General features: G+C 58.6%; 16 protein-coding genes. 14 read left to right on the forward strand and 2 right to left on the reverse strand.

Annotated elements, in window-relative coordinates:
* On the forward strand, positions 1–756 hold the full coding sequence (locus ACSHXH_RS09990) for a sulfite exporter TauE/SafE family protein (RefSeq protein WP_435671644.1): 756 nt from the start codon (positions 1–3) through the stop codon (positions 754–756).
* Here the strand turns inward: ACSHXH_RS09990 and ACSHXH_RS09995 are convergent.
* Complete coding sequence (locus ACSHXH_RS09995) at positions 753–1067, reverse strand: hypothetical protein (protein WP_435671645.1); 315 nt, start codon at positions 1065–1067, stop codon at positions 753–755. The two genes, ACSHXH_RS09990 and ACSHXH_RS09995, sit on opposite strands and share 4 nt — an antisense overlap.
* 201 nt (positions 1068–1268) lie before the next feature.
* On the opposite strand from ACSHXH_RS09995, the gene ACSHXH_RS10000 reads away from it, so the two are divergent.
* The 13 genes from ACSHXH_RS10000 (at position 1269) to ACSHXH_RS10060 (ending at position 11889) form a co-directional block, all read left to right on the forward strand.
* The gene (locus tag ACSHXH_RS10000) at positions 1269–2126 is read left to right on the forward strand and encodes an HpcH/HpaI aldolase/citrate lyase family protein (protein ID WP_435671646.1); all 858 of its coding nucleotides are present in this window, start codon (positions 1269–1271) and stop codon (positions 2124–2126) included.
* A 6-nt stretch (positions 2127–2132) separates the two neighbouring features.
* A complete protein-coding gene (locus ACSHXH_RS10005; RefSeq protein WP_435671841.1) occupies positions 2133–2681 on the forward strand; it encodes an NnrU family protein in 549 nt (182 codons plus the stop codon).
* Positions 2682–2684: 3 nt separating this feature from the next.
* The gene (locus ACSHXH_RS10010) at positions 2685–2888 is read left to right on the forward strand and encodes a DUF1737 domain-containing protein (protein WP_435671647.1); all 204 of its coding nucleotides are present in this window, start codon (positions 2685–2687) and stop codon (positions 2886–2888) included.
* Positions 2889–2954: 66 nt separating this feature from the next.
* Positions 2955–3986 (forward strand): MaoC family dehydratase, encoded by a 1032-nt coding sequence (locus ACSHXH_RS10015; RefSeq protein ID WP_435671648.1) that lies wholly within the window; start codon positions 2955–2957, stop codon positions 3984–3986.
* On the forward strand, positions 3983–4705 hold the full coding sequence (locus tag ACSHXH_RS10020; RefSeq protein WP_435671649.1) for a DUF4344 domain-containing metallopeptidase: 723 nt from the start codon (positions 3983–3985) through the stop codon (positions 4703–4705). The genes ACSHXH_RS10015 and ACSHXH_RS10020 overlap by 4 nt, the downstream gene beginning before the upstream one ends.
* Positions 4706–4955: 250 nt before the next feature.
* Entirely contained in the window at positions 4956–5342 is a 387-nt protein-coding gene (gene sdhC, locus ACSHXH_RS10025) for a succinate dehydrogenase, cytochrome b556 subunit (protein WP_435671650.1), read from the forward strand.
* A gap of 10 nt (positions 5343–5352) precedes the next feature.
* Positions 5353–5724 carry a succinate dehydrogenase, hydrophobic membrane anchor protein gene (gene sdhD, locus ACSHXH_RS10030; RefSeq protein ID WP_435671651.1) on the forward strand — a complete coding sequence of 124 codons (372 nt, stop codon included), beginning with the start codon at positions 5353–5355 and terminating at the stop codon, positions 5722–5724.
* Positions 5725–5745: 21 nt separating this feature from the next.
* Entirely contained in the window at positions 5746–7548 is a 1803-nt protein-coding gene (gene sdhA / locus ACSHXH_RS10035; RefSeq protein ID WP_435671652.1) for a succinate dehydrogenase flavoprotein subunit, read from the forward strand.
* Positions 7548–7856 (forward strand): hypothetical protein, encoded by a 309-nt coding sequence (locus tag ACSHXH_RS10040; RefSeq protein WP_435671653.1) that lies wholly within the window; start codon positions 7548–7550, stop codon positions 7854–7856. The genes sdhA and ACSHXH_RS10040 overlap by 1 nt, the downstream gene beginning before the upstream one ends.
* Before the next feature lie 10 nt (positions 7857–7866).
* Positions 7867–8646 carry a succinate dehydrogenase iron-sulfur subunit gene (locus ACSHXH_RS10045; RefSeq protein ID WP_435671654.1) on the forward strand — a complete coding sequence of 260 codons (780 nt, stop codon included), beginning with the start codon at positions 7867–7869 and terminating at the stop codon, positions 8644–8646.
* Positions 8647–8771: 125 nt separating this feature from the next.
* Positions 8772–9242, forward strand: a complete 471-nt coding sequence (locus ACSHXH_RS10050; protein WP_435671655.1) for a BLUF domain-containing protein — start codon at positions 8772–8774, stop codon at positions 9240–9242.
* Positions 9243–9734: 492 nt separating this feature from the next.
* The gene (locus ACSHXH_RS10055; protein WP_435671656.1) at positions 9735–10904 is read left to right on the forward strand and encodes a type III PLP-dependent enzyme; all 1170 of its coding nucleotides are present in this window, start codon (positions 9735–9737) and stop codon (positions 10902–10904) included.
* A gap of 133 nt (positions 10905–11037) precedes the next feature.
* Positions 11038–11889 carry an urea carboxylase-associated family protein gene (locus ACSHXH_RS10060; protein WP_435671657.1) on the forward strand — a complete coding sequence of 284 codons (852 nt, stop codon included), beginning with the start codon at positions 11038–11040 and terminating at the stop codon, positions 11887–11889.
* Here the strand turns inward: ACSHXH_RS10060 and ACSHXH_RS10065 are convergent.
* Entirely contained in the window at positions 11886–12509 is a 624-nt protein-coding gene (locus ACSHXH_RS10065; protein ID WP_435671658.1) for a hypothetical protein, read from the reverse strand. The genes ACSHXH_RS10060 and ACSHXH_RS10065 overlap by 4 nt on opposite strands.
* Positions 12510–12548 lie beyond the last annotated feature (39 nt).

Consider the following 12548-nt stretch of genomic DNA (forward strand, 5'->3'; position numbering starts at 1 on the left):
ATGGACGCTCTGAGCTGGACAGTTTTTGCGATTGGCGTGCCTGCCGTGCTGTTTGCGGGGGTGTCAAAGGGTGGGTTTGGGTCCGGTGCTGCCTTTGCGAGCGCGTCGATTCTGGCGCTTGTGGTCGAACCGGCCATCGCATTGGGCATCATGTTGCCGCTGCTGATGTTGATCGATGCGGCGAGTCTTCCGGCCTATTGGAAAAAGTGGAGCTGGCCCGAGACGCGGCTTTTGCTGTGGGGCGGGGTGCCCGGCACGATTCTGGGTGCGTTGTTCTTTGGCTGGGCGGATGACGACGTGATCCGTCTATTGATCGGCGGGATCTCGGTCGGGTTTGTGGTGTGGCAATTGGTGCAGGCGGCTGGATGGGTGCGGATCGGGGAACGCCCGATGTCGCCAACTGCCGGGGTCTCTGCTGGTGTCGCGCTGGGGTTCACCAGCTTTGTCAGCCATGCCGGGGGGCCGGTCGCTGCGGTGTATTTGCTGGGTCGGAAGTTAAGCAAGACCGCGTTTCAGGCCACAACAGTGATCGTGTTCTGGGCGATGAATGTGCTCAAGGCGGGGATCTATGCCGCGATGGGCTTTTTCACGCTTGAGACCCTGACCTTGAACCTTGCGCTGGCGCCGTTTGCGATTTTGGGGACGTATCTTGGCGTTCGGGCGCATCATGTCGTGCCCGAACGGTATTTCTTTGGCCTGACCTATGTGTTGCTCATGGTGACCGGAACCAAGCTGATCTGGGACGCCCTGACCTAGGCGTCTTCGGCTGGGATAGGCAGGGTTTCGGCCAGAACCTCGAACGCCTGACCGCTGGCGACAAGGCAGGTCACACCTGCGGCTGTGGTGACTGTGATGGTCCAGGTGCCGGTGTCGGTGGAGGCGAAAACTTCGACCATCGTGTTGTTCTGGCCAAGGCCGATGGATTGCCGGGTTTCGCCATAGGCGCTGGCCAGACGTTCCATCACCAGATCACGCGGCGCGCAGTTTTGTTGCGCCTGTGACAGGGTGGCTGATGCCATGAGCGCGCCTATGGCCAGAGCCGTCATTGTCCAGAAATGCTGTTTCATCGCCTTACCCCTTTTAGGCTGTGAGATTGGCAAAGCGTCCGGCCTGTGCCCTTAGATTTGGTTAACGCGGCGTGCGATGCAGGGCATGGACAGCTTTTTTCTGCGCTGCGGCAGAACAAGCTTGCAGTTTTCGCAAAAGAATGTAGCTCTCTGGCGCAACATTATTACGTCAAGCCAGACAGACTCGCTCAGGAGACCGCTATGGACATGCGCAGCCGCCCTTATCGTTCGGTTCTTTACATCCCCGGGTCGAAAGACCGGGCGTTGGAGAAGGCCCGCACGCTGCCTGTTGATGCGATCATCTTTGATCTTGAAGATGCGGTGGCGGTGGATGAAAAGCCAGCCGCGCGGGCGACCCTGACAGGGGCTTTGGCCACGGGGGGCTATGGCGCGCGGGTGCGGATTGTGCGGATCAACGGGCTGGACACTGAATGGGGCCGTGCGGATGCCGAGGCGGTCGCGCAGATGGACTGCGATGCGGTGCTGTTGCCCAAGGTCGAAAGCGCCGCGCAACTGGATGCGCTTGGGGCGATCACTGGCGATCTGCCGATCTGGGCGATGATGGAAACCCCGCGCGCCATGCTGAACGCGGCTGAAATTGCGGCACATCCCAAGCTGGCTGGCATGGTGATGGGCACCAATGACCTTGCCAAGGACTTGCAGACCCGGTTCCGTGCGGATCGTTTGCCGATGCTGACATCGCTGTCGATCTGTCTTTTGGCGGCCAAGGCCGAGGGGCTGGTGATCGTGGACGGCGTGTATAACGCGTTCAAGGACGACGAGGGGCTGCGCGCAGAATGTGTGCAGGGCCGGGATATGGGCTTTGACGGCAAGACGTTGATCCATCCCGCGCAGGTGGATATCGCCAACACTGCTTTTGCGCCCGCCCCCGAAGAGATCGACCTGGCCCGCCGCCAGATCGCCGCGTTTGAAGAGGCGGAAGCAGGCGGTCAGGGGGTTGCCGTGGTTGATGGCAAGATCGTTGAAAACCTTCACGTTGCCACGGCGCGTGAAATACTGGCAAAAGCAGAGGCAATCGAAACCATTCAAGCGGGGTAAGCCATGATGGGTCTTCTTGTTGTCGGAGTGTTGATTTGGGTGGGCGCCCATGTCTTTAAACGTGTCGCGCCCGAACAACGTGCCGCGATGGGGGACACCGGGAAGATTGTTGTCACCGTCGCGTTGGTTGTCAGCCTTGGCCTCATGATATGGGGCTATCGCGGGGCGGCGTTTATTGGCGTCTGGTATCCGCCCAGCTTCCTGACGCATATCAACAATTTGTTGATGCTGGTGGCGGTTTTTGTCTTTGGCATGAGCGCCACAACGGGCCGACTGCGCGGCAAGATGCGGCATCCGCAGCTTGCGGCAGTCAAGATCTGGGCTGTCGCGCACCTGTTGGTGAATGGCGATGTGGCGTCGATCATTTTGTTTGGCGGGATGCTTGGCTGGGCGGTGCTTGAGGTGATCTTGATCAACCGCGCGGTGCCGGTTTGGGACCGTCCGCAACCGGGTGAGGCCAAGAAGGATGTCGTGCTCGTTGTGATCACGCTTGTGGCTTATGCCGTCATGACGGGCATCCATGCATGGCTCGGTGTTTCGCCGTTCGGGGGGTAAGCGATGAAGATTTATCGACTTTTGACCGAAGACGACACATCGGCCTTTTGCCACAAAGTGTCGTTGGCCTTGAGCAAGGGCTGGGAGCTTTATGGCGATCCGACTTACGCGTTTGACCATGCCAATGGTGTGATGCGGTGCGGGCAGGCGGTGACCAAGGACATCGACGCGCCTTACAGCCCGGACATGAAACTGGGCGAGCAATAAGCAATAACAAACAGAGTGGTGGGCAGTATTGCCCACCCGACGCCCACCCTACGGACAGGACGATCCATGACGAAAACCAATGCAGGCCGCTTTTTCGAAGATTACTCTGTTGGTCAGGTGATCCGCCACGCCGTGCCTCGTACGGTCAAGATGGGCGAACGGGCGCTGTATCATGCGCTCTATCCGGCGCGGCACGCGTTGTATTCATCGGATCAGTTCGCGCAGGCCTGTGGTCTGCCGTTCAGCCCGCTGGACGACATGATCGCCTTTCATGTGATTTTTGGCAAAACCGTGCCTGACGTGTCGCTGAACGCGGTGGCCAATCTGGGCTATGCCGAGGGGCGTTGGGTGACACCCGTTTGGCCGGGGGACACGTTGCGGTCGGAATCCGAGGTGATCGGGCTCAAGCAGAACTCAAATGGCAAGACCGGTGTGGTCTGGGTACGAACACGCGGACTTAACCAGCATGACGAATTGGTCATGGAATATGTGCGCTGGGTCATGGTGCGCAAACGGGACATTGATGCGCCTGCGCAAGACACGGTTGTGCCCGAGCTAAAGTCGGTTGTCCCCGCGGGGGCACTTGTGATTCCAAAGGGTTTGGATTTCAGCACCTATGATTTCGATCTCGCCGGTGAGCCACATCGCTGGGGTGACTACGCCATCGGTGAAGTCATTGACCATGTGGATGGTGTGACGATCGAGGAAGCCGAACACATGATGGCCACGCGGCTGTGGCAGAACACCGCCAAGGTGCATTTCGACGCCACATTCCGCCCTGATGGACAACGGCTGATCTATGGTGGGCATGTCATCAGCATGGCGCGGGCGCTGTCGTTCAACGGGCTTGCCAACGCGCAGATGATCGTCGGACTGAACGGCGGGGCGCATGCGAACCCGTGTTTCAGCGGTGATACCGTTCGCGCGTGGTCAGAAGTTCTGGACAAAGCCGAAACCGGTGCGCCCGGCGTAGGGGCCGTGCGGTTGCGGTTGGTTGCGGTGAAAGACGGCGGGTCGTTTGAGTTGAAGGGTGAGGATGGAAAGTACCTGCCCCACGTCTTGCTTGATCTTGATTACTGGGCTTTGATGCCTGTGTGAGATACGCGCTTGCCCTGTTTGCCACGGGTTTGTCCGGTGGCGTTTGTGCCGACGAGGCAGAGAACGCCTTTGTCGAAGCGAATATCCTTGGGATTTTCTATCACGAGTTGGGGCACGCCCTGATCGACGTGATGCAGATGCCGGTGTTTGGGCAGGAAGAGGATGCGGCGGATGTCGCGTCGATCCTGTTGATTGACCATTTGTTCGAGCCTGAGTCGGCCCTTGAAATGGCCTATGACGTGGCCAATGGGTTCTGGGCCGAAGCGGTTGTCAACGCGGGAGAGCCTGTCGCCTATTGGGGTGTGCATGGGCCGGACGAACAACGGTTTTATAACACGGTCTGCATCTTCTATGGCGGTGATCCCGAAACGCGGGACGATTTTGCCGAAGATATGGAACTGCCCGAGGAACGCGCAGAGTATTGTGTTGAGGAATACGAACTGGCGGCGGACAGTTGGGGCGCTGTTTTCGACGAATTGGCCGAAGGCGGCGAGTCGATGCTCTTTTCAGCAGAAGACGCGTCTACAATGACTGCACAGATCATCTCGGGCGAGGTTGCGGCGCTCAATGCGGATTTTGGATTTCCGAGTGTGATCGAGGTGTTTGCCGCGCCCTGCGGTGAGGCAAACGCGTTTTATGACCCGTCGGATCAGACAATCACGATGTGCGAAGAATTTGAGGACCATCTGCGCGTTTTGTACCGCGCATTGGGGAACTGAGCCTGTTTGGACAGGGGAAGCGACGGCTATTTGACACAGAATCGCCCGGTCAGAGCTAATTGTTAAAACCTAGTAAAACCATAAGTTTTTTCGAGGCGTGATTTGTGATCACGGCATTTGAACGTGTGATCACAAAGGCTAATTTTCTGGCTGGTTGCGCCAAAAAACCGCGCCTAGTCGCCTTTGGTCGACGTGACACAGCTTTGAAAAGCAATAGAAAGGCACGCAGGAACCGGAAAGGACTCAGATCATGGCTGACGTCAATCGGGGCAATCGTCCCCTGTCACCACACCTGCAAGTTTATCGACCCCAGCTTACGTCGATCACGTCAATTCTGACGCGGATCACGGGCAATGCCCTGATCGTCGCGTCTTTGATGATTGTCTGGTGGTTGCTCGCGGCGTCGTCCGGGCCGGAGTATTTCGCATTTGCCAACGGTTTTGTGACAAGCTGGTTTGGCGATCTGGTGATGTTCCTGTCGCTTTGGGCGCTTTGGTATCATTCGCTCGCGGGTATTCGTCACCTGATCTGGGACAATGCCAAGATGCTTGAAATCGACAAGGCCGAGATGCTGGGCTGGATGGTTGTCATCGGTTCTGGTGTTCTCACTGTCTTCTCTGTCGTTGTTCTTTGGTGAGGCGCACAACATGGCTTTCTTGACTGATCGTAAACGCGCCATCGGCTGGGGCGCAGCAAAATCCGGAACAGCGCATTTCTGGTCGATGAAAAAATCGTCGGTCGCGTTGTTGATCCTGATCCCGTTCTTCGTGTTCACCTTTGGTGGCATTCTGGGATCGTCGTTCGAAGAGGTGCAGGCCTATTACGCGCGCCCGTTCCCGGCGATCATCGCCGCGTTGACGGTGATCGTGGGCTTCAAGCACTTCAATGAAGGTTTCCAAGTGCTGATCGAAGACTACGTGCACGGTATCTGGGAAAAAATCCTCATCCTTGGCATGACTTGCATCAGCTACGGCGCGGCAGCCGTTGGTGTGTTCGCAATCGCCAAGCTGGCACTTTGAGTTATCGGAGCTAAACAGATTATGGCTGCATACGAATACGAGACGCATGACTATGACGTCGTGGTCGTTGGCGCGGGCGGCGCAGGATTGCGCGCCACGCTTGGCATGGCGGAACAAGGCTTGCGCACCGCATGTGTGACCAAGGTGTTCCCGACCCGGTCGCACACCGTGGCGGCACAAGGCGGGATCGCGGCGTCGCTGTCGAACATGGGCCCGGACCATTGGCAGTGGCATATGTATGACACGGTCAAAGGGTCGGACTGGCTGGGTGACACGGATGCGATGGAATACCTTGCCCGTGAAGCGCCCAAGGCGGTTTACGAGCTTGAGCATTACGGCGTACCGTTCTCGCGCACGGAAGAAGGCAAGATTTATCAGCGTCCCTTTGGTGGTCACACAACAGAGTTCGGCGAAGGCCCGCCCGTTCAGCGCACCTGTGCGGCGGCGGACCGGACTGGTCACGCTATCTTGCACACGCTGTATGGTCAGTCGCTCAAGAACAATGCGGAATTCTATATCGAATATTTCGCCATTGATCTGATCATGACTGATGGGGTTTGCACCGGTGTTGTCTGCTGGAAGCTGGACGACGGCACGATGCACATCTTCAACGCCAAGATGGTCGTGCTGGCGACAGGCGGTTATGGCCGCGCGTATTTCAGCGCAACGTCTGCCCACACCTGCACCGGCGACGGTGGCGGTATGGTGGCGCGCGCGGGTTTGCCGCTTCAGGATATGGAGTTCGTGCAGTTCCACCCGACCGGCATCTATGGCTCGGGCTGTCTGATCACCGAAGGCGCGCGCGGGGAGGGGGGGTATCTCACCAACTCCGAAGGCGAACGCTTCATGGAGCGCTATGCGCCGAACTACAAAGACCTTGCGCCGCGCGATTATGTGTCGCGTTCGATGACGATGGAAATCCGCGAAGGGCGCGGTGTGGGCGAAGAGGGGGATCACATCCACCTCAACCTGTCGCACCTGCCGAAAGAGGCTTTGGCCGAACGTCTGCCGGGTATCTCTGAGTCGGCCAAGATCTTTGCCGGTGTTGATGTGACCAAGGAACCGATCCCGGTGCTGCCGACGGTGCATTACAACATGGGCGGTATCCCGACGAATTATTGGGGTGAGGTTCTGAACCCGTCCAAGGACGATCCCAACGCCGTTGTGCCCGGCCTGATGGCTGTGGGCGAGGCGGGTTGTGCATCTGTGCATGGCGCGAACCGTCTTGGGTCGAACTCGCTCATTGACCTCGTGGTGTTTGGCCGCGCCGCTGCCATTCGAGCGGGCAAGGTTGTGGACCGCGACGGCGCGGTTCCGTCGACCAACGCGGTGTCGGTGGACAAGGCGTTCGATCGCTTTGACGGTCTGCGCCATGCGAGCGGCGCAATCGGCACAGCAGAGTTGCGGCTTGAGATGCAAAAGACGATGCAGGCCGATGCTGCGGTGTTCCGGACTGCCAAGACGATGAAAGAGGGTCTGGATAAGATGACCGTCATCGCGGGCAAGCTGGACGATATCAAGGTTACGGATCGCAGCCTTGTCTGGAACAGCGACCTTATGGAAACGCTTGAGCTGACCAACCTGATGCCCAACGCTTTGGCGACGATTGCCGGGGCCGAAGCCCGCAAGGAAAGCCGCGGCGCGCATGCGCATGAGGATTTCACGACGCGTGATGATGACAAATGGCGTGTCCATACGATCGCCCGGATTGATGGCAACAAAACCGACCTGACCTATCGTCCCGTGGTGACAGCGCCTTTGTCCACCGAGGCCGAGGGTGGCATTTCGCTTGAGAAGATCAAACCGAAAGAACGGACCTTCTGATGCGGGTCGTGATCGCAGCGTGTCTGGTTCTTGCTGGCTGTTCGGCTCAGCAACAGGATCAGATCGCGCGCGATGCGGCGCGGTCGGCGATCACGCCGGTGCTGGTTGACAGATTTCCCGGTGTGCCGCTTGAACCGGCGTTGAATTGTGTGATCGACACTGCGAACGCTGCGCAAATTCGGGCGCTGGCTTTGGATAGTGTGACAGGCCCAACCCAAAACACGGTGCAGATCGTGACAGATATCGTCTCGCAACCAGAGACACTGACTTGTCTGGCGGCTGAAGGCCTGCCAGCTTTGCTTCGCTAAGGAGAGAGACATGGTTCAACTGACGCTCCCCAAGAATTCGACCATCCGCACGGGCAAAACCTGGCCCAAGCCGGAAGGTGCCACCAATGTGCGTAAGTTCAGCATCTACCGCTGGAACCCGGATGACGGAAAGAACCCGCAAGTGGACACGTATTTCGTGGACATGGACAAATGCGGCCCGATGGTTCTGGACGCTCTGATCAAGATCAAGAGTGATATTGACCCGACGCTGACCTTCCGCCGGTCCTGCCGCGAAGGGATCTGCGGGTCGTGTGCGATGAACATCGACGGCATCAACACGCTGGCCTGCATTTACGGGCTGGACGAGGTGAAGGGCGATGTGAAGATCTATCCGCTGCCGCACATGCCGGTGGTCAAAGACCTGATCCCCGATCTGACGCATTTCTATGCGCAGCATGCGTCGATCATGCCGTGGCTTGAGACCAAGACGAACCGCCCCGCCAAGGAGTGGAAGCAGTCCGTCGATGATCGCAAAAAGCTGGACGGTCTGTACGAATGTGTGATGTGCGCGTGTTGCACAACGTCCTGCCCATCCTATTGGTGGAACGGTGATCGTTACCTTGGACCAGCCGCGTTGTTGCATGCGTATCGCTGGATCATCGACAGCCGCGATGAGGCAACCGGTGAACGGTTGGACGAGTTGGAAGATCCGTTCAAGCTCTATCGCTGCCACACGATCATGAACTGCGCCAAGACCTGCCCCAAGGGTCTGAACCCGGCCAAGGCGATTGCAGAGATCAAGAAGATGATGGTCGAACGCCACGTGTGATGTCGGGTTAAACCCGACCACAGACCCGTCTGGCGCGCCGTCCCCGCGCGCGCCAGACCTTGGGTTCATTTCATAAGCGACGTGGCGCGCGTTTTGCGCTAAGATATCGGCCATGCCGTTGGACAATGTCACATCATGTGTCGCCGTTCGGCGCGGTATTCACAGGAGTGACCGATATTCCCGCCATCCAACAGATTGTCTATTCTTCGCGGCCTTTTGGCTTTGATGATGCCATGCTGAACGGGGTCCTTGTGGATGCCCGGCGCTGTAACGCGCGGGACGGTGTGTCTGGAGCGCTGATCTGTCGGCAGGATGTGTATCTGCAATTGCTCGAAGGGCCTGATGGTATGTTGCAGAACACCTTTGCCCGTATCCAACGGGATGACCGGCATCTTGAGGTAACGATGCGGGCATCCGGGTTTGTTCGGTCGCGGATGTTCGGGGATTGGACGATGTTCCATGATCCGGCGAAATCGCGGATTTGGTCAGCCGCCGAAGTCGCGGATGGGGCGCTGGATCGGGCAAGTTCAGAGGATTACATCAAGATTTTTGAACAGCTGGCCGAGGATGCCAATTTGTCCGACCGCGGTGCGTAGCGGCGGCGCTGGTTGGCTGGCGTGCGCGTGAACGCCGTTTGGTGTCTGCTTGCATCGCGGACTAAACCCTGACTACACCACGCCCATGCCTATCTTGTGGATCCTTCTTTTGATCGGTGTGCTGGCCTATGCATATTGGCGGCGCAAGTCGACGACGTTGACGCGCGCGTGTCGGTGGCGGCAGACTGCGCCGGGGCAATGGCGGTGTGCATTCTGCGGGGCGCAAACCGCGTCAGGCGTGGCACCTTTGGATTGCCTGCGGCCCGAAAACGGTGGATCGAAAAAAATGTGAGTCGGACAAATAATTTCTATTGCGCCGACTCAAATTCGACTCCATATGCGCGAATATAGACGCCAACGCACGCGCCTCTGGCGAGGTGGGCAAGCAGAAGAATGCACCCACGCGGTTTACGTAGCGACGGTAACGTCTCCCCTGGAACTGAGCGGTCTGCGCCGAGTAATCGGAATGGCCGGGTCTGTTGGAGATGACCAATGAACGCATACGTAAACGGGCTTTTCGCCTGTGAAGAAACATCTGTGTCTCGTGCTGAGTCCTTTATCCTCAGCCACCGATTTGAGCGTCCGACGCTTGTGATCGACACCCATGCCGTTGCGCGCCAATATGCGGCACTGGCACAGGGTTTGGGCCGCGCCCGCATCCACTATGCGGTCAAGGCAAACCCCGCCCCCGAGATCCTGCGCACGCTGGTCGGGCTTGGCAGCAACTTCGACGCCGCCTCGCGCCCCGAGATCGAGATGTGTTTGGACGCAGGTGCGGATGCGTCGCGGATTTCCTTTGGCAACACCATCAAACGTCCGTCGGACATTGCTTGGGCGCATGGGATTGGAATTACCCATTTCGCGGCCGATTCCGAGGAAGAGTTGCACAAGCTGGCGCAGCACGCACCGGGTGCAGAGGTGTATATCCGCCTGATCGTTGGGTCATTGCAGGCCGATTGGCCGTTGTCGCGCAAGTTTGGCTGCGCGTTGGACAAGACGCCGTCGCTGTTCCGGTTGGCGGTTGATCTGGGCCTCAAGCCTGTGGGTCTGTCGTTCCATGTTGGATCGCAGACACGCCGCGCCGAGATGTGGGCAGAGACGCTTGATCAGGTGGCCGAGGTTTGGCACGGGCTCAAGGCGGATGGGTTTGACCTGACGCTGCTTAATATCGGTGGCGGTTTCCCGGCGTTCTACGGTCAAGAGCTTGACGCGCCGCAGACCTACGCCAGTGCCGTGATGCGCCAGTTGCACGATAAATTCGGCGATATCCCCGAGATCATGGCAGAGCCGGGTCGCGGTCTGGTGGCCGAAGCGGGTGCCATTGCCGCCGAGGTGCTGCTGGTCTCGCGCAAGTCTGACAGTGATTTGCATCGTTGGGTGTATCTGGATATCGGCAAGTTTTCGGGTCTGGCCGAAACCATGGACGAGGCGATCCGTTACCAGTTCATCACCGAGCGTGACCACGAGCCGACCGGGACGTGTATCCTTGCGGGGCCGTCCTGTGACAGTGCGGATGTGCTTTATGAAAAGCAGCCTGTGCAATTGCCGCTGGGCCTGCAATCCGGCGACCGGATCATTATCCGCAATTGCGGTGCGTATACGTCGACCTATGCGTCGGTTGGGTTTAACGGTTTCCCGCCGCTCGATGTGATTGCGATCTGACACGTCCTCTCCGAGCGCGCGCTTTGTGGTGCGCGTTCGGTTTTGCATATTTTCGAAAAAGAGAAGAGGGAACGGGCTTGCGCCTGTGCTCACTCTGCGGTCCTTTGGCCTTCTGGATGAAAGGACCTTGCCCATGATCCCTGCCCCTGATGATGCCGATGCCCGCCGCGCTGTTGCGCCGGTGATCTGCTATCCGAACGACAGTTTGCCGATCCCAGACCTTGGGCTTTATGCGCAGGCCCTGGCGGGGGCTTTGGTGGTGGATGTGGCGGTGGCCGCACCGCGCGAGGCCTGTGCGTTTCGGGTGCCCGCCGGATCGTTCTTTCGGATCATGAGCGTTGACGGGCCGCAGGTTGGGGACCTTAATCTGTGGAACGCTGGGGATTTGTCGGAACGGTTCTATTCCGGCAAGACCCGCGCGCTGCACGGCACGCATGTGACGACAGGCGAGCGGCTTTGGTCATCTTTCCCAACGCTGCGGCCGATGGCGACCATCGTGGAGGACACGTTGGGCTGGTACGGGATCGACGCCTATGGCGGGTCGATGCATGACGTGATCGGGACGCGGTGTGATCCCTATACGGGCAATTTGCTATCAGGTGTGCAGTATCATCATTGCTGCCATTCCAACCTGACGCGGGCATTGGCGGAGGCGACGGGTTTGTCCTTGGCCGAGGCGGAACCGCATGTGCATGATGTTCTGAACGTGTTCATGTGCACCGGGTTCACGCGCGATACGGGCCAGTATTTCATGAAGGCGAGCCCGGTGCGGCCGGGCGATCATCTGACGTTCTTTGCCGAAATTGATTTGCTGGGGGCCTTGTCGGCCTGTCCGGGAGGCGATTGTTCGGCAGAGCACACCAGTGATGTTGCGGTGTGCCATCCTTTGCGGGTCGAGGTGTTGGCCCCAGCTGAGGGTTCTCTTGCCGGATGGATGCCGCCGTCTGTCAACGGCTATGACCGCAGCCACGGTCGCAGTGCCTAGTCCGAGGGTGTCGCCTTGTCGTGTGGATGCGTGACAACGATCGTCCAATGCATCAGGTAGTGCAGGGCGATGGGGCCGAGTGTGATGGCCAGCACCCAATCGAAGGCGGAGCCGTACCGAGCGGCAGTTTCGTTCAGCAGGATCAAGGCCACCAGCCGGGCAATATGCCAATTCGCGGCGTTGCGTTGGCCCACATCCCAGTCGCGCGCAAACCATCCGATCTTGTCGCCACCGCGAAGCATATAGACCACCAGCACGAACAGGCCGAGATAGATGGCTATTCCAAGGCTCAGCGCGGTTTGTGCGGCGTCGAGCGATGGCAGGGACATCACCCCAGCATAAGTGGCCAGACTGATCAGAATAATTTTGTCGCCTGCATTGGTGATTCCAATGCGGTCGAACATCTGAAGCGAGTCAGGGAGTTTGACGGCAATCACGGCCACATGGCCAAACAGCGCGCACATGACGGGAAGAACCAACCCGACTTGATCGAGCGTGCTGTAGTGATGCGACGTCAGGGTGAAGAGCGACAAGGTGACCACGCTGAACAGGAACAACATGCGCGGGATGGGCACCCGGCTTGTCAGCAAAACATAAATGGAGGTGACCCAATCTGGCATACGCAAATGTGTGCCAGAACAATGTGGCGGCATTTGGAA

The sequence above is a fragment of the Marivita sp. genome, from assembly GCF_051251565.1.
GTDB lineage: Bacteria > Pseudomonadota > Alphaproteobacteria > Rhodobacterales > Rhodobacteraceae > Marivita.